Origin of the sequence: Streptomyces sp. NBC_00385 (genome assembly GCF_035917155.1) — a bacterium.
Classification (GTDB): domain Bacteria; phylum Actinomycetota; class Actinomycetes; order Streptomycetales; family Streptomycetaceae; genus Streptomyces; species Streptomyces poriferorum.
In genome coordinates, this window is record NZ_CP107951.1 from 8,100,690 (window position 1) to 8,118,501 (window position 17,812).

Here is a 17,812-nt window from a genome sequence, read left to right on the forward strand (position 1 = left end):
CGGCCATGGTCATGGCGGGCGTGCTGGCGGGCTGCGGGTCGAACGGCGGCAGCGGTGGTGACGGTGGCACCCTCACCGCGTACGTCTACGGCGACGACGCGGTCAAGGTCCAGCAGGCGGCGGTCGAGGAGTTCAACAAGACCTCGAAGGTCAAGGTCAAGCTGATCCCGGTCCCGGGCACGGAGTACGTCAACAAGCTCCGCAGCGCCATGGGCTCGCCCAGCGCCCCGGACATCTTCTACAACTGGGGCAGCGGCTCCATCAAGCCCTACCGCGACGCCGGCCAGCTGGTCGACCTGACCTCGACCGTGAAGAACGACGCCACCCTCAAGGACGGCTTCCTCCCGTCCATCATCGAGGCGGGCAGCCTGGACGGAAAGATCTACGGGGTGCCGATGCGCGGCATGCAGCCCGTGATGCTCTTCTACAACAAGAAGCTCTTCGCCGAGAACAAGCTGGAGGCCCCCAAGACCTGGGAGGAACTCCAGCACGCCATCACCACGTTCAAGGACAAGGGCATCACCCCCTTCGCGCTCGGCGGCCAGGAGAAGTGGCCCGAGCTGATGTGGCTGGAGTACCTGCTCGACCGGATCGGCGGCCCCGAGGTCTTCAACAAGATCCAGAGCGGGGACGCGTCCGCCTGGGGCGACCCCGCGGTCCTCAAGTCGGCCCAGACCGTGAAGGAACTGGTCGACGGCGGAGCCTTCGGCAAGAACTTCAACTCCGTCGACTACGGCAGCGGCGCAGCCCCCACCCTGCTCAGCAAGGGCAAGGCGGCCATGCACCTGATGGGTTCATGGGAGTACTCGACCCAGCTCGGCAAGGCACCGGAGTTCGCCAAGAACGACCTCGCATGGGCCAACTTCCCGACCGTGGCCGGCGGTGTCGGTGACCCGGCCAACGTGGTCGGCAACCCCACCAACTACTGGTCGATCAACTCCCGCACCAAGCACAAGGAGGCCGCCATAGCCTTCCTCAAGACCATGGCGTCCAAGAGCTATGCCCAGGCCCTGGTCGACAACGGTGACGTACCCACCACGTCCAACGCCGCCTCCATGCTGAGCGGATCGCCCAACCCGCAGTTCGCGAAGGACCAGTACGACATGGTCCAGAAGGCGCCGAGCTTCACCCTCTCGTGGGACCAGGCGCTGGAGTCCGGTGTCGCCACCCCGCTGCTCACCGAGATCAGCAAGTTGTTCGCCGGCAAGTCCACGCCCGAGCAGTTCGTCGCCGCGATGAAGGCCGTCAAGTAACAATGTCCCACGTCTCTTCGTACAAAAAGGTGCGCGGAGGAAAGAAGGCGGCCGCCGGTAACGTCGGCCGCCCCTCGGTGGCCTGGGCCGTGCCCGGCATCGTCTTCTTCGCCCTCTTCGCGATCGTCCCCCTGGCGATCGCCGTCTATCTCTCCTTCTGCCGCTGGGACGGGCTGAACGCCCCGACCCCCATCGGCATGGGCAACTGGACCCGGCTGTTCAAGGATCCGGAGTTCCGTCAGGCCGCCTGGCTCAGCCTGCTGCTCACGTCGGTCAGCTGGCTGTTCCAGACCCCCGTGGCCCTGCTCCTCGGTGTCTGGGCAGCGGGCAGACAGCGCAGCCGGGCCGTGCTCTCGGCGGTCTTCTTCATTCCGCTGCTGCTCTCCACCACCGCCATCGCGATGCTGTTCCACGCGCTGCTCGACCCCAACTTCGGCGTCATCAGGACGATCGGCCCGTGGTTCGGCATCGACCCGAACATCATGGGCTCCTCGACCGGGGCCCTGCTCACCGTGGCGTTCGTCGGCGGCTGGCAGTTCATGCCCTTCCACACCCTGATCTACCAGGGCGGCACCCGGCAGATCCCGCAGGTCCTCTACCAGGCGGCGGAGATCGACGGAGCGGGCATGCTCCGCCAGTTCTTCCACATCACCCTGCCGCAGCTGCGCCACACCATCACGACCTCCTCGGTCCTGATGATCGTCGGCTCGCTGACCTACTTCGACACCGTACTGATCATGACCAGGGGCGGCCCCGGCACGGACACCACCGTGCTCCCGTACCTCATGTACCGGACCGGTTTCCAGACCTACGACCTCGGCTACGCCGCGGCGATCGCCACGGCCCTGGTCGTGGTGGCCACCGCCCTGTCGCTGATCCTGGTCCGCTTCAGCGGCTTCGGGAACATGCGGTCCACCCGGGAAGGTATGTGACGCGATGTCAATCGACACCCGCCCCGTGGCACGCCCCACGTCGCCCGTGAGCCGGAGCCGGGCGGCCGCCGCCCGGCGCCGCAGGAAGTGGGGCAACCCCCTGGCCGGCCTGGGCTCACTGGTCTGGCTGCTGATCGTGGTCGTCCCGCTCTACACGCTGATCTCCTCGTCGCTCATGCACCAGGACGAAGCGCTCAACGGCGACCCGCTGGCCGTCCCGACCAACCCCACGCTCGAGAACTACCGCACCGTGCTGGACAGCGGCTTCTCCACGATGCTCACCAACACGGCGATCGTCGCGGTGGCCACCGTCGCCATCGTCCTGCTGCTCGCGGTGCCGGTCGCCTATGTCGCGGTACGCACCCGCAGCCGGCTCTCCTCGCTCGCCTTCCGGACCTTCCTGCTAGGCGTCGCGATCCCCGCGCAGGCGGTGATCGTGCCGCTGTACCTGCTGATCAGCAAGCTGGGTCTGTACGACAGCCTGCCGGCGATCATCCTGCCGACCGCGGCGTTCGCGATGCCGGTGGCGGTGCTGATCCTGAGCGGCACCATGCGTGACGTCTCCGAGGAGATGTACGAGGCGATGGCCCTCGACGGCGCGACGCCCCTGCGAATGCTGTGGCAGCTGGCGATCCCGATGTCCAAGGGCGGCATCAGCACCGTGGCGATCTACACGGCCCTCCAGGCGTGGAACGGCTTCCTGTTCCCGCTGATCCTGACCCAGTCGGAGGAGAACCGCGTCCTGACGCTGGGCCTCTTCAACTTCATGTCCCAGTTCGGGATGAACATCCCTGCCGTGCTGGCCGCGATCGTGCTCTCCGTCGTGCCGATCTTCGCCGTGTACCTCGTGGCACGCAAGGCACTGGTCAACGGACTGATGGGGGTGGGCGGCAAGTAGTACTCCACGCCGCCCGTACCACCGCACTCACGAGAGGAACCCTGCCCCCATGGCAATCCCCGCTGTCCCGCACGCCCGCGGCACCGGAGCCGCCCCGCCCGTCGACGGCCCCTGGCGCGACCCCTCCCTCGCCCCCGAGGTCCGGGTGGCCGACCTGGTCCCCCGGATGACCCTGGAGGAGAAGGCCGCCCAGCTGTACGGAATCTGGGTGGGCGCCGACGCCGAGGGCGACGGGGTCGCCCCGCACCAGAACGACATGGTCGATCCGGTCGACTGGGACGACCTGACGACCCGCGGTCTCGGCCAGCTCACCCGGCCGTTCGGCACCGCTCCCGTCGACCCCGGCGTCGGTGCCCTCGCCCTGGCACGTGCCCAGGAACGGATCGCCGGGGCCGGCCGCTTCGGCATCCCCGCCCTCGCCCACGAGGAGTGCCTGGCCGGCTTCACCGCCTGGGGCGCGACCGCCTACCCCGTCCCGTTGTCCTGGGGCGCGGCCTGGAACCCGGACCTGGTCACCGAGATGGCCCGGCGGATCGGCGCCGACATGCGGGCCGTCGGGGTCCACCAGGGGCTGGCGCCCGTCCTGGACGTGGTGCGCGACCTGCGGTGGGGCCGGGTCGAGGAGACCATCGGGGAGGACCCCTATCTGGTGGCCACCATCGGCACCGCCTACGTGCGGGGGCTGGAGTCGGCCGGAATCATCTCCACGCTCAAGCACTTCGCCGGATACGCGGCCTCCGCCGGTGCCCGCAACCTCGCGCCGGTGCGGGCCGGGGCCCGTGAGGTGGCGGACGTGATCCTGCCGCCGTTCGAGATGGCCCTGCGGGAGGGCGGGGCGCGTTCGGTGATGCACTCGTACGCCGAGATCGACGGAGTGCCCGCGGCCGCCGACCCGGCCCTGCTCACCGTGCTCCTGCGCGACACCTGGGGGTTCACCGGGACCGTCGTCGCCGACTACTTCGGCATCGGCTTCCTGGAGACCCTGCACAGGGTCGCCGCCGACCGTGCCGACGCCGCCCGCCTCGCCCTGCGCGCCGGCGTCGACGTGGAACTGCCCACCGTCCGGAGCTACGGCGACGTCCTCGTCGCCGCCGTCCGGGACGGGACGGTGGACGAGGCGCTCGTCGACCGCGCCCTGCACCGCGTCCTGCTCCAGAAGTGCGAGCTCGGCCTGCTCGACCCGGACTGGTCGCCCCTGCCCACCGCGCTGAAGGGCGCGGACCCCGAGAAGGCCCGTGACACCGTCGACCTCGACCCGCCGGAGAACCGGGCCCTGGCCCGGGAGCTCGCCGAACAGGCCTGTGTGCTGCTCGCCAACCCCGGCGGCACGCTGCCGCTGCGGAACGCCGGGCGCATCGCCGTGGTCGGGCCCCGCGCGGACGACGCGCTGGCCATGCTCGGCTGCTACTCCTTCCCCAGCCACGTCGGCGTCTCGCACCCCGAGTTCGAGAGGGGCATCGACGTGCCGACGGTGCTGGAGTCGCTGCGCGGGGAGTTCCCCGGCGCCGGGGTGGACTTCGCCGCCGGCTGCGAGGTGGACGGCACGGACACCTCCGGGATCGAGGAGGCCGTCCGGCTGGCCCGGGACTCCGATGTCTGCGTGGTCGTGCTCGGCGACCGGGCCGGTCTCTTCGGCCGCGGCACCTCCGGCGAGGGCTGCGACGCGACCGATCTCGCGCTGCCCGGCGTGCAGGGCGAACTCCTCGACGCCCTGCTGGCGGCCGGAACGCCGGTGGTCCTGATGCTGCTGACGGGCCGCCCGTACGCGCTGGGACGCTGGGCGGACCGGACGGCGGCGATCGTGCAGGCCTTCTTCCCGGGCGAGGAGGGCGGTCCGGCGCTGGCCGGGGTGCTCTCCGGCCGGGTCAACCCCTCGGGCCGGCTGCCGGTGAGCGTTCCGCAGGGGCCGGGCGGTCAGCCGTGGACGTATCTGCAGCCGCCGCTGGGGCTGTTGAGCGGGGTGAGCAACCTGGACCCGACACCGCTCTACGCCTTCGGGCACGGCCTGTCGTACACGACCTTCGACTGGGAGCAGGGCGATCCCGCCCCGGAGGAGATCCCCACCGACGGCTCCGCCGACGTCGAGGTCACCGTCCGCAACACCGGGGAGCAGGACGGGGCCGAAGTGGTGCAGCTCTACCTCCACGACCCGGTGGCCCAGACCACCCGGCCGCAGGCGCGGCTGATCGGCTACGCCAGGGTCCCGCTCGCCGCCGGCGCGGCGGCCAGGGTCCGGTTCCGCTTCCACGCGGACCTGGCGTCCTTCACCGGGATCGGAGGCCGTCGCGTCGTCGAGCCCGGCGAGCTGGAACTGCGGGTCGCCGCCTCCAGCGACGAGGCCGACGTCCGCCGCACCCTGCGGCTCCGGCTCACCGGCCCCGAGCGCGTCGTCGACCACCGGCGACAGCTCGTCTGCGGCACCTCGGTCGAGCCCGCCCCCGTACCGGAGCCGGCCGCGCACTGACCGGCCCGGCCCTCGGATCCGCACCATCCCCTTCGTGAACCTCCCCGCCACCGAGCGGTCTCTCCGCCGACTGCGGGGAGGTTCACGAAACTTTCGAAGCATCTTCATCGAACGTGCGTCGATCCCGGCATCCAGGTTCCGGGGGAGCCGCACCCACCGAAAAGGGATATGTCATGCGCAAGACAACCCGGGCCACCATGATCGGCACCGCCGCCGCGGCCCTGCTCGTCTCCTCCTTCACCCTCAGCGCCTCGGCGGCCCCCGAGCACTCCGGCTCCCACGGGAAGCCGAAGCCCCCCGCCGCCGACACCCTGGGCGGTCTCGGCAAGCGGGCCGACCTGCGCATCGGTACCGCGGTCGACATGGCGGCCCTGGCCGCGGACGCGCCCTACCGGGCCAAGGCGGCGAGCGAGTTCACCTCGGTCACCCCGGAGAACGTCATGAAGTGGGAGGTCGTCGAGAAGGAGCGGGGCACCTACGACTGGGCCGCGGCCGACGAACTGGTCGACTTCGCCAGAGCCAACGGACAGCTGGTGCGCGGCCACACCCTGCTCTGGCACAACCAACTGCCGGCCTGGCTCACCGAGGGCGACTTCAGCGCCGACGAGCTGCGCGCCATCCTGCGCAAGCACATCACCGACGAGGCCGGCCACTTCAAGGGCCGGATCTGGCAGTGGGACGTCGTCAACGAGGCCTTCAACGACGACGGCACCCTGCGCGACAGCATCTGGCTGCGGAAGCTCGGCCCCGGCTACATCGCGGACGCCTTCCGCTGGGCCCACCAGGCCGACCCCAAGGCCAAGCTGTTCATCAACGACTACAACATCGAAGGCGTCAACGCGAAGAGCACGGCGCTCCACGACCTGGTCGTCGAGCTGCGCAAGCGGCACGTACCGATCGACGGCGTCGGGATCCAGGGCCACCTCTCCGTCCAGTACAACGCCCCGCACGACATCGCCGACAACATGAAGCGGTTCGAGGACCTCGGTCTGGAGACCGCGATCACCGAGGCCGACGTCCGCATCCCGATGCCCTCCGACAGCACCAAGCAGGAGGCGCAGGCGGAGGGGTACGACGTGCTGCTGCGCGGCTGCCTGCTCACCCGCCACTGCACCGACTTCACCGTGTGGGGCTTCACCGACACGTACTCCTGGGTGCCCGACACCTTCGAGGGCGAGGGTGCGGCCAACCTCTTCGACGAGAACTACACGGCCAAGCCCGCGTACAAGGCCCTGACCCAGGACCTGAAGCTCGCCGCCGGCCGGGACTGACCGCTCACCGGAAGGGCATCGGCATGACGAACAGCCTCCGGATCACCGGAGTGAGCATCACCCCGGTGGCCTTCCGGGACCCGGCTCTGCTGAACGCCGTGGGCGTGCACGAACCGTACGCGCTGCGGGCGATCGTCGAGGTCGACACCGGCGAAGGACTCGTCGGGCTCGGCGAGACCTACGCCGACGAGGGGCATCTGCGCCGCCTGCGGGCGGCCGCGGACGCCCTCACCGGGATGGACGTGTACGCACTCGGCGCCATGCACCGCAAGGTCGCCGAGGCCCTCGCCGGGGACGACGGCACCGGCGGTTCGGGACTGACCGGGATGATCACCACCAGCAGCGCCGTCGACCGGGTCTTCTCCCCGTTCGAGGTCGCCTGTCTGGACCTCCAGGGGAAGGCCGCGGGCCGTCCGGTCAGCGATCTGCTGGGCGGCGCCGTGCGGGACTCCGTCCCGTTCAGCGCCTACCTCTTCTACAAGTGGGCCGGGCACCCCGGCGGGGAACCCGACGACTGGGGCGCGGCGCTGGATCCGGACGCCGTCGTGGCCCAGGCGCGGCGCATGATCACCGAATACGGATTCACCGCCGTCAAGCTCAAGGGAGGTGTCCGGCCGCCCGAGGAGGAGATCGAGGCGGTCCTCGCCCTGCGCGAGGCCTTCCCGGGGGTCCCGCTCCGGCTCGATCCCAACGCGGCCTGGAGCGTGCCGACTTCGGTCGCGGTGGCCCGCCGGCTGGAGGGTGTCCTCGAATACCTGGAGGACCCCACCGCCGGACTCGCGGGCATGGCGGAGGTGGCGCGGCAGACCCCGATACCGCTCGCCACCAACATGTGCGTCGTCGCCTTCGAGCACCTGGCGCCGGCCGTACGGCGGGGCGCCGTACAGGTGGTGCTCTCCGACCATCACTACTGGGGCGGCCTGCACCGCTCGAAACAGCTCTCCGGCATCTGCGACACCTTCGGCATGGGGCTGTCCATGCACTCCAACTCCCATCTCGGCATCAGCCTGGCCGCGATGACCCACCTGGCAGCCGCCACGCCCCACCTCACCTACGCCTGTGACACGCACTGGCCGTGGAAGACGGAGGAGGTCGTCGAGCCCGGCGTGCTCGAATTCATCGACGGGTCGGTCCGGGTCCCCCAGGGGCCGGGGCTGGGTGTGGAGCTCGACCGTGACGCACTGGCCCGGCTGCACGAGCAGTACCTCGCCTGCGGTCTGCGCAACCGGGACGACACCGGCTACATGCGGCGGATCGACCCGGACTACGAGAAGAAGTCACCGCGCTGGTGACCCCCGCCGCGGAACCCCGCCGTCGGCTCCGCGGCCCCAGCTCCGTCCCCCTTCACAGGACATCGAGGATCTCTCATGGCCCCTCTCGACTGGGCCGCCCTGGGCGGCTACTTCCTGGTGATGCTGCTCATCGGTCTCTGGTCGCACAAGCGCGTCGGTGACGTCAGCGACTACTTCACCGGTGGCGGCCGGATGCCCTGGTGGCTGTCCGGCATCTCCCACCACATGTCCGGCTACAGCGCCGCCGTGTTCGTCGCCTACGCGGCCATCGCCTACAGCTACGGAATCACCGTCTACGTCTGGGCGTTCCTGCCGCTCGCCCTCGGCACCGGCGTCGGCGCCTGGCTCTTCGCCCCGCGCTGGAACCGGCTGCGGCAGCGGTACGCCGTCGCCTCGCCGCTGGAGTACCTGGCCAAGCGGTACAACGTCCCCACCCAGCAGGCGCTCGCCTGGAGCGGCGCCCTGCTCAAGGTCTTCGACGTCGCCGCGAAATGGGCGTCGGTAGCGGTCCTGCTCAACGTGTTCACCGGGATGTCCATGACGGCCGGCATCCTGATCACCGGCGTGGTCACCCTGCTGTACTGCACCGTCGGCGGGCTGTGGGCCGACGCGCTCACCGACTTCGGCCAGTTCGTCATCCAGGGCGTCGCGGCGCTGGCCATGGTCTGGGTCGTGCTCGACCGGCTCGGCGACGGCATATCCGGCCTCGGCACCATCTGGCACCGGCTGCCGGAGGGGCACGGCCACCCGCTCGTCGGTCCGTACACCGCCACCTTCCTCGGCGCCTACGTCGTCGTGAAGCTCTTCGAGTACAACGGCGGCATGTGGAACCTGGCCCAGCGTTACATGGCCACCGACACCCCGAAGGCCGCCCGGCGTTCGGCCGGGCTCTCCGCCGTGCTGTACGTGGTGTGGCCCGCGGTCCTGCTGTTCCCGCCGCTGGCCGCGGCCGTACTCCTGCCGGACATCACCGATCCGCAGAAGGTCTACGCGCTGATGGCGGAGTCGTATCTGCCGGCGGGCCTGGTGGGGCTGACCCTGGCGGGGATGTTCTCCCACACGATGGCCATGGCGTCGTCCGACGCCAACGCGGTCTCCGCCGTCGTCACCCGCGACATCATCCCGGCGCTCGTGCGCGGCGCCAGGAACCTGCCCCCGGCGGCGGGGCTGCTCATCGCCCGGGTCTGCACGGTCGTCTTCATCACCATCAGCATGGTCGTCGCCATCGAGGCCGATCACTTCGGCGGGGTGCTGGGGATCATCGTGGGCCTGGTCGCCGCCGTGATGGGCCCGATCTCCATCCCCATGCTGCTCGGTCTGCTGCCGCTGTTCCGCCGGTGCGGTCCGCGGGCGGCGCTGTCCTCCTGGGCGCTCGGGCTGACCGGCTACGTCCTGGTGAAGTTCGTGCTCGACAGCACCGACCAGACCCTCGTCATCGTCACCCCGCTGGTGACCTCGCTGGTCGTGTACGTCGTCGTCGGGCTGATCGCCCCCGAACCCGACGCGACGGCCGACGCGATCGTCGCGGCGGTCTCGGGCCCGGACGGCGACGAGGAGCCGGCCACGGCCGCGCAGGCGCAGCCCGTGGTGCCCGGCTCCGCCGGCTGACCCGGGCCGGCCCCGTACCGGACAACCGTTCCGGGCACCCAACCACCCAATTTGTCAAGAATATGAACAAATAGGAGAGCAGTATGGACGACAACGTCCCGCAGTACGCAGGCCGCAGAGCGGTGCTGGGGCTCGGGCTGGGGCTCACCGCACTCACCGCGACCCCTCTCGGCTCCCTGCTCGGCCTGTCCGCCGAGGCGTCCGCGAACGGTCACGGCCCGGCGGCGCGGCCGACCGACCCCGGCGCGTACATCTCGTTCACGCCCCGGCGCGGCAGCTTCCCCCTCGTCAGGAACGGGCGCGCGGCCCCGATCCTGGTCAGCGACCGCGACTGGGCCGGCGTCGTCCGGGTGGCCGGAGACCTCCAGAGCGACATCGAACGGGTCACCGGCGCCCGCCCCGCCCTCTCGCACGGCGCGGCGCCCCAGGGCCGCGAGATCACCATCATCGGCACCGTGGGCCGCAGCCCGCTGATCGACGGACTCGTCGCCCGGGGCAAGCTCGACGTCTCCGCGATCCGGGGCAAGTGGGAGACCAGCCTCCAGACCGTCGTCGATCAGCCGCTGCCCGGCGTCGACCGGGCGTTCGTGATCGCCGGCAGCGACCAGCGCGGCACGATATTCGGCACGTACGACGTCTCGCGCGGTATCGGTGTCTCGCCCTGGTACTGGTGGGACGACGTCACTCCCGTACACCGGGACGAGATCCACGTACTGCCCGGCAGCCACACCCAGGGCACCCCCGCCGTCAAGTACCGAGGCTTCTTCATCAACGACGAGAACCCGGCGCTCGGCACCTGGGCCCCCGCCTACTTCGGCCCCGGCAAGGCACCCGGCTTCGAGGGCGGCTTCAACGCCGACTTCTACGCCAGGATCTTCGAGGTCATGCTGCGCCTCAAGGCCAACTACCTCTGGCCCGCCGTCTGGGGGCGCGCGTTCGCCGAGGACGATCCGCTCAACCACGCCACCGCCAAGGCGTACGGCGTCGTCATGGGCACCTCGCACGAGGCCCCCATGATGCGCGGCATCGAGGAGTGGAACCGCCACGCGGTCGCGGCGGTACGCGACAGCGCGGGCAACATCACCACCCCCGGCCACGACCCGTACGGCGGCACCGGCGAGTGGTCCTTCCGCCGCAACGCCGAGGCGATCAAGGCCTACTGGGCCGACGGCATCCGCCGGATGAAGGACGAGGACTTCGAGGGTGTCGTCACCCTCGGCATGCGCGGCAACGGCGACGTCAGCCTGCCCGACGGCGACGGCATCGAGCTGATGACCGAGATCATCGCCACCCAGCGGAAGCTCCTGGGCGAGATCTCCGGCAAGGACGTCACCACCATTCCGCAGGTCTGGACGCTCTACAAGGAGGTCCAGCACTACTGGGACCGCGGACTGCGGGTGCCCGACGACGTCACGGTGGTGCTCACCGACGACAACTGGGCCAACATCCGCAAGCTGCCCGACCTGAAGAACGATGCCCGCGAGGGCGGCTACGGGCTCTACTACCACTTCGACTACGTCGGGGTCGGGCGCAACTACAAGTGGGTGGACACCGCCTCCCTGCCCAACATGTGGGACCAGCTCCACCAGTCCGTCGCCTACGGGAACGACGGACTGTGGATCACCAACGTGGGCGACCTCAAGGGCAACGAACTGCCCACGCAGTTCTTCCTGGAGTACGCCTGGAACCCGGAGCGGTGGAACCTGGACCGGCTGCCCGAGTGGGAGGAGTGCTACGCCCGGCAGAACTTCGGCGAGAAGCAGGCCGCCGCGATCGCCGCCGTCCTGCGTGCCTACGCCCGGCTCCAGTCACGGCGCAAGCCCGAACTCCTCAACCGGAAGATCACCCTCGACCCGGCCAAGGACCCGTCCCGGGACAGCTCGGCGATCGTGTACGACGACGAGGCGACCCCGTTCAGCATCGTCGACTACCGCGAACTGGAGCGCGTCACGGAGGAATGGCGACAGCTCGGCGCGGAGGCCGAGCGGGTCGGACGCCGGCTGCCGGCCGCCGCCCAGGACGCCTGGTACGAACTGGTCGGCTACGAGGTGCGGGCCACCGCCAATCTGTACGCCCTGCGCGAGGCGGAGTTCACCAACCTGCACTACGCGGCCCAGGGCCGGGCCCGCACCAACGATCTGGCGGCCGCCGCCGAGGCCCGGCTCGCCGACGACCTGGCCCTGGCCGACCGCTTCAACACCCGGATCGCCGACGGCAAATGGCAGGGCTTCCAGACCCAGCCGCACATCGACTACGGCGACGTGGCCCGGTACGGCCCGAACGCCCCCTGGCAGCAGCCCGAGATCAACAACGTCGCGCTCAAGGACGTCCTCTTCCCGGCGGTCCGGCGCATCGAGCTGCCGGCCGGAGCCGAGATGGGCGTGGCCGTCGACGGCTCGGCCGCGTGGTGGCCGCACGAGCAGGGCCCGGCCGTGCTCCCGGTCTTCAGCCCGTACCAGAGCCAGCCCGCCCAGTACATCGAGGTGTTCAACCGGGGCCGCGCCCCGTTCGACTACCGCGTGCGCACCGGTGTCTCCTGGCTGATCGCGGACCGGGTCCGGGGCCGCGTCGGACAGCAGGACCGGATCACCCTGCGCGTCGACTGGGCCAGGGCCCCGAAGGGGGTCACCGAGGTGCCGGTCACGATCAGCGGGCCGGACGGGGCCGAGGTCGTCGTCAAGGCGGTCGTCGACCGTCCCGCACTGTCCCGCTCGCGCCTCGACGGCTTCGTCGAGGCCAACGGGTACGTCTCCATCGAGGCAGACCACTACAGCCGGGCCGTCGACGGCGGCGGCATCAGCTGGCAGCGCATCCCGGACATCGGACGGACCGGCGCCGGGATGGAACCCCTCCCGGTCACCGCGGCCCGGCAGATCCCCGGTGGCGGCAGCCCCCGGCTGGAGTACCGCGTCAGCCTGTTCACCACCGGCCCGGTCACCGTCCACGCCTATCTGTCGCCCCGCAACAACCCGCTGCCGACCGACGGGCTGACGTACGCGGTCTCCTTCGACGACGCCGCACCGCAGTCGGTGAACGTCACGAAGGTGACGGGGGCCGATGACGGGACCATGAACGCGCAGTGGGCCCGCAACACCTCCGACAACGTCAATGTCACCAGCACGGAGCACCACATCGCCGCCGCCGGAGTGCATGTGCTGAAATTCTGGATGGTCGACCCGACGGTGGTGCTGCAGAACCTGGTGGTCGACACCGGCGGCCTCAAGCCCAGCTACCTGGGCCCGCCGGAGAGCCTCCGGCTGCGCTGAGGAGCCCGGGGTCCGGACAAGGGAGAGCAGAGCCAATGACGAGCGGCAACGACGACACCGGCGCGCCGGCCGGCCGCCTGGAGGCGGCCCCGGCCGGTGAGGACGTCGAGATCAGGGTCGGCACACCGTCGGGAGAGCTCTCGCTCATCTGCACCCCGGTCCGGGCCCGGGAACTGGCCACCGCTCTCGGCCTCGCGGCGGACGAGGCCGAGAGGGCGGGGTCGGCGGACCCGGTCACCGTCAGGGCGGACGAACTGCGCCGCGGGGACGTACGCGACGGCGACCGCGCCATGACCGTGGAATCCGTCCGGACCGACGGGGCCACCGCCCACATCACCTGGAAGTCGGGCGCCGGACGCAGCTGGAACCAGTTGTACGACGCCGACGCCCGCATCACGCTGCGCCGCCGCGGGCGGTAAGCCGGTCCGAGGCCCCGCCCCGCCGCGCACAGCCGCGGGGCGAGGCGCACCCTGGAGGGGAGGCTCCGGAGGTGAGCGCCATGACACAGACGGCTGTCGGATGGCACATCGAGCTGGAATTCGAGGAAGACACCCACCGCACCCGTGCGGCCGCGCTGGTGCGGCTCTCCGACGGGAGCGAGGTCCGTGCCCACGGCTATGCCAGCCGCCACCCCTCCGACTCCGAACAGCCCAGGGTGGGCGAGGAGATCGCGGGGGCCCGCGCACTCAACGAACTGGCGATGAAGCTGTTGACCAAGGCCCACGACGAGATCGACGAGGCGTCCGGCCGCACGTCGTACCCGCTGACCTGACGCGCGCCGCGCCGGGCTCCGTTCCGTCGCCTTGTACGAGAGGCGTCGGGACGCGCCGCGCCGGGCTCCGTTCCGCCGACTTGTACGAGAGGCGTCGTAATTTGACGGACGTCGTAGTACGGGATGTATCGTACTAGCGATCCTTCCGTACCCGGCGAAACGGAGTCCGTCGTGAGTGCCCTTTTCGAACCCTTCACCCTGAGGTCGCTTGTCGTGCCCAATCGGGCATGGATGGCACCCATGTGCCAGTACTGCGCCGCGGTGGAGGGGCCCGAAACGGGTGTGCCCACCGACTGGCACTTCGCGCATCTCGCCGCCCGCGCCACCGGCGGCACCGGACTGATCCTCACCGAGGCGACGGCCGTCAGCCCCGAGGGGCGCATCAGTCCGGCCGACCTGGGCATCTGGAACGACACCCAGGCCGCCGCCTTCCGCCGCATCACGGACTTCGTCAAGGGCCAGGGGTCGGTCATCGGGATCCAGCTCGCCCACGCCGGCCGCAAGGCCTCCGTCGCGGCCCCCTGGGCCGGCGGCGGACCCGTCGGGCCCGACGCGCACGGCTGGACCCCCGTCGCTCCCAGTCCGCTTCCCTTCGACACCGGCCACCCGGTGCCGCACGAGCTGACCGTGGACGAGATCCAGGCGGTCGTCGCGGACTTCCGTGAGGCCGCGCGCCGCGCCCTCGAAGCGGGCTTCCAGGTCGCCGAGGTGCACGGCGCTCACGGCTACCTCGTCGGCCAGTTCCTGTCGCCGCACAGCAACCACCGCACCGACGCGTACGGCGGCAGCTACGAGAACCGCGTCCGCTTCGCCCTCCAGGTCGTCGACGCGGTCCGGGAGGTGTGGCCCGAGGAACTGCCCGTCTTCTTCCGGATCTCCGCCACGGACTGGCTCACCGAGAACGCCGAGGACGAGCGCGAGGGCTGGACCGCCGACGAGACCGTACGGCTGGCCGGGGAACTCCGGGCGCACGGTGTCGACCTGCTGGACGTCTCCACCGGCGGAAACGCCCCCCGTGCACGGATCGCGACCGGCCCCGGCTATCAGGTTCCCTTCGCCGAGCGCGTGAAGCGGGAGACCTCGCTGCCCGTCGCGGCCGTCGGGTTGATCACCGACCCGCAGCACGCCGAGAAGATCCTCACCGAAGGCAGTGCGGACGCCGTGCTCCTCGGGCGCGAACTGCTGCGCAGCCCCTCCTGGGCGCAGCACGCGGCGCGCGAACTGAACGGCCGGGCACACGCCCCCGAGCAGTACGCGTACGCGATCTGACCGCATCCGCTCCGCCCTGTTCGCGCTCCGGCCCGCCGTCTCCAGACGGCGGGCCGGAGCGCGAACAGGGCGATTGCGTACCCGCCGTCCGGATCGCGGCATCCGTTCACCGCGCATTCATCCGGGATGACGGCTCAGGCATTCCCTCCCGCGCCACGGGGATCTACGCTCGGCCGCGCATCGATCACGTGGTCACGGCCGCAAGCCGGTCGCTGACAACGTTGTCCGACTCCCTGGAAGGTACGCGACATGCCCCCCAGACCGCTGACCGCGCCCCGGCGCCTCGCCGCGCGAACAGCCGCCCTGGTCGTCACCGGCGCCCTGGCCGCCGCCGTGCTGCCCCCCGCCGCAGAGGCCGCCGCGCCCGTCACCCGCCCGACCGCCTACGTGGACCCGCTGATCGGCAGCGCCAACGGCGGCAACACCTTTCCCGGCGCCACCCTCCCGTACGGCATGATCGCCTGGTCGCCGACGAGCACCACGGGCGACCAGACCAGCACCGGCGCGGCGAACGGCTACGAGTACGGCGCCACGCGACTGCGCGGACTGAGCCTCACCCACGTCAACGGCGCCGGATGCAACCCCGGAGCGGCCGGTGACATCCCGATCATGCCCTTCGTCGGGGACGTCACGTCGTCACCGTCCGCCGACACCAAGGACGCCGTCTACGCCGCGGACTTCTCGCACGACAACGAGCGCGCAGTCCCGGGCCGCTACACCCTCGGTCTCGACTCCGGCGCCACCGCCGACCTCGCGGTGAGCCGCCGCGCCGGCGTGGCCGACTTCGCGTTCCCGGCCGGCAAGCCGGCCAACCTCCTCTTCCGGGTCTCCAATTCGCTGAACGGCAGCGAGGACGCCCAGGTCCGGATCGACACCGCGCACCGCAAGGTCACGGGCTCCGTGCTCACCGGCGCCTTCTGCGGGCGGCGCGCCAACGGCGGCACCAACAACCGCAAGAGCTACTACCGCCTCTACTTCACGGCCTCGTTCGACCGCGCCTTCTCCTCCACCGGCACCTGGAAGGACGGCACGCTCGCCCCCGGCTCGACCGAGGGCAGCGGCGGTGAGGGGTACGCCACGGGTGCGGACCGGGCGGGCCGCGGATCGGGCGGCTGGGTCGGCTTCGACACCAGCGCCGACAACGATGTCCACATGCGGATCGGCATCTCCTACGTCAGCCAGGCGGGAGCCGAGGCCAACCTGCGGAAGGAGATCGCCCCGCACGCGGCCGTGGACGATGTCGCGGCCGCCGCGAGCCGGACGTGGGACCGGGAGCTGGACTCCGTGCGCACGGGCGGCGGGACCGAGGCCCAGCGGACCACGTTCTACACCGCGCTGTACCACTCCCTGATGCAGCCCAACCTCATCAGCGACACCGACGGCCGCTACCCCGGCATGGACGGGGAGGCCCACCGGATCGAGCGCGGGCAGGGGGCGCAGTACAGCAACTTCTCCGGCTGGGACCAGTACCGGGCCCAGATACAACTGCTGGCCCTCCTCAAACCGGAGATCGCCGGGGACTTCGCCCAGTCCCTGTACAACTTCGCCCGGCAGAACGGCGGGGTGTGGGACCGCTGGGTGCACATCAACGGTGCCACCCACGTCATGACCGGCGACCCCACCGCGGCCACCCTCGCCACGTTCTACGCCATGGGGGTGCGGAACTTCGACTACCAGGGCGCGTACGAGTCGCTGGCGCGCCAGGCGACCGTTCCCGTCGACGACGGGCTCTCGGACGCCGGCTGCCCGGGCCAGTGCACCGGTCAGCGGCCCAATCTGGCCCAGTACCTGGAGTCCCACTACGCGCCGCAGGACGTCTGCCACTGCTGGGGCGGCGCCGCCGAGACGCTGGAGGACGCGGTCGCCGACGCCGCGCTCGGACGCTGGGCGGAACTGCTCGGGCGTGACGAGGAGGCCGCGGCGTTCAAGGAGCGCGGCGGCTGGTGGCGCAACGTGTACAACCCCGACGCCACGGACGGCGCCGGCACCACCGGCTACATCCAGGCGCGCAACGTCGACGGCTCCTGGGTCACGCCGTTCGGCCCGGGCAGCGACCGCGGCTTCGCGCAGGGCACCAGTGCCACGTACACCTGGATGGTTCCACAGGACGTCCAGGGCCTCGCCGAGGCGATGGGAGGCCGGGACGTCGCGGTGCGGCGCCTGGACGGGTTCTTCCACAAGGCGGACGGCTCCTGGTCGGTCAAGGGCGGCGACGCGGTCCGCTACGACCCGACCAACGAACCCGGCATCCACGCCCCCTGGCTCTACAACGCCCTCGGGCAGCCGTGGAAGACCCAGGAGACGGTGCGCGAGATCCTGAACACGGTCTACGGGACGGGGCCGCGGGGCCTGCCCGGAAACGACGACCTCGGCACCATGTCCGCCTGGTACGTCTTCTCCGCGCTGGGTCTGTACCCGCAGACCCCGGGTGGCGGCGAACTTCTGCTGGGCGCCCCGCTGTTCCCGAAGGCGGTCATCGACCGGCCGCACGGCAGGGACATCACGATCACCGCGCCGGCGGCCGACGCGGCTCATCCGTACGTCGACGCGGTGACGGTCAATGGCCGCGCCCACGACCGGTCGTGGACGGACGCGAGCCTGCTGACCGGGGGAGGGAAGCTGGACTACCGGCTGTCCGGGCAGGCCGACACGTCCTGGGCCACGGACCCTTCGGGGCTGCCGCGGTAGCCGCGGCGTGACGCCGCGCCGGATCTCCGCGTCCCGTACGCGGGGATCCGGCGCAGGCGTCGGCCCGCGGACCCGCTCGATTTATATCGTTGAAAATTC

General features: G+C 70.8%; 12 protein-coding genes. All 12 read left to right on the top strand.

Going from position 1 to position 17,812, the window contains the following annotated elements; all coding sequences use genetic code 11:
* Positions 1-5: 5 nt before the first annotated feature.
* The 12 genes from OG959_RS35785 to OG959_RS35840 all read left to right on the top strand — a co-directional run bounded on the left by OG959_RS35785 (position 6) and on the right by OG959_RS35840 (position 17,713).
* Positions 6-1,253 (top strand): extracellular solute-binding protein, encoded by a 1,248-nt coding sequence (locus OG959_RS35785; RefSeq protein WP_326666806.1) that lies wholly within the window; start codon positions 6-8, stop codon positions 1,251-1,253.
* 2 nt (positions 1,254-1,255) lie between these two features.
* Complete coding sequence (locus OG959_RS35790) at positions 1,256-2,185, top strand: carbohydrate ABC transporter permease (protein WP_326665242.1); 930 nt, start codon at positions 1,256-1,258, stop codon at positions 2,183-2,185.
* 4 nt (positions 2,186-2,189) lie between these two features.
* On the top strand, positions 2,190-3,083 hold the full coding sequence (locus OG959_RS35795; protein ID WP_326665244.1) for a carbohydrate ABC transporter permease: 894 nt from the start codon (positions 2,190-2,192) through the stop codon (positions 3,081-3,083).
* Between the two features lie 49 nt (positions 3,084-3,132).
* The gene (locus OG959_RS35800) at positions 3,133-5,547 is read left to right on the top strand and encodes a glycoside hydrolase family 3 N-terminal domain-containing protein (protein ID WP_326665245.1); all 2,415 of its coding nucleotides are present in this window, start codon (positions 3,133-3,135) and stop codon (positions 5,545-5,547) included.
* Between the two features lie 173 nt (positions 5,548-5,720).
* Positions 5,721-6,818 carry an endo-1,4-beta-xylanase gene (locus OG959_RS35805; RefSeq protein ID WP_326665247.1) on the top strand — a complete coding sequence of 366 codons (1,098 nt, stop codon included), beginning with the start codon at positions 5,721-5,723 and terminating at the stop codon, positions 6,816-6,818.
* 23 nt (positions 6,819-6,841) lie between these two features.
* Positions 6,842-8,110, top strand: coding sequence for a glucarate dehydratase family protein (locus OG959_RS35810; RefSeq protein WP_326665249.1), 1,269 nt, complete (start codon positions 6,842-6,844; stop codon positions 8,108-8,110).
* Positions 8,111-8,185: 75 nt separating this feature from the next.
* On the top strand, positions 8,186-9,718 hold the full coding sequence (locus OG959_RS35815; protein ID WP_326665251.1) for a sodium:solute symporter family protein: 1,533 nt from the start codon (positions 8,186-8,188) through the stop codon (positions 9,716-9,718).
* Positions 9,719-9,801: 83 nt separating this feature from the next.
* Complete coding sequence (locus OG959_RS35820) at positions 9,802-12,984, top strand: glycosyl hydrolase 115 family protein (protein WP_326665252.1); 3,183 nt, start codon at positions 9,802-9,804, stop codon at positions 12,982-12,984.
* Positions 12,985-13,019: 35 nt separating this feature from the next.
* The gene (locus tag OG959_RS35825) at positions 13,020-13,403 is read left to right on the top strand and encodes a hypothetical protein (RefSeq protein ID WP_326665255.1); all 384 of its coding nucleotides are present in this window, start codon (positions 13,020-13,022) and stop codon (positions 13,401-13,403) included.
* 80 nt (positions 13,404-13,483) lie between these two features.
* The gene (locus OG959_RS35830) at positions 13,484-13,756 is read left to right on the top strand and encodes a DUF1876 domain-containing protein (protein WP_219572999.1); all 273 of its coding nucleotides are present in this window, start codon (positions 13,484-13,486) and stop codon (positions 13,754-13,756) included.
* 171 nt (positions 13,757-13,927) lie between these two features.
* Positions 13,928-15,025: an NADH:flavin oxidoreductase/NADH oxidase gene (locus tag OG959_RS35835; protein ID WP_326665258.1), complete on the top strand. Its 1,098-nt coding sequence runs from the start codon at positions 13,928-13,930 to the stop codon at positions 15,023-15,025.
* A gap of 249 nt (positions 15,026-15,274) precedes the next feature.
* The gene (locus OG959_RS35840) at positions 15,275-17,713 is read left to right on the top strand and encodes a GH92 family glycosyl hydrolase (RefSeq protein WP_326665260.1); all 2,439 of its coding nucleotides are present in this window, start codon (positions 15,275-15,277) and stop codon (positions 17,711-17,713) included.
* Positions 17,714-17,812 lie beyond the last annotated feature (99 nt).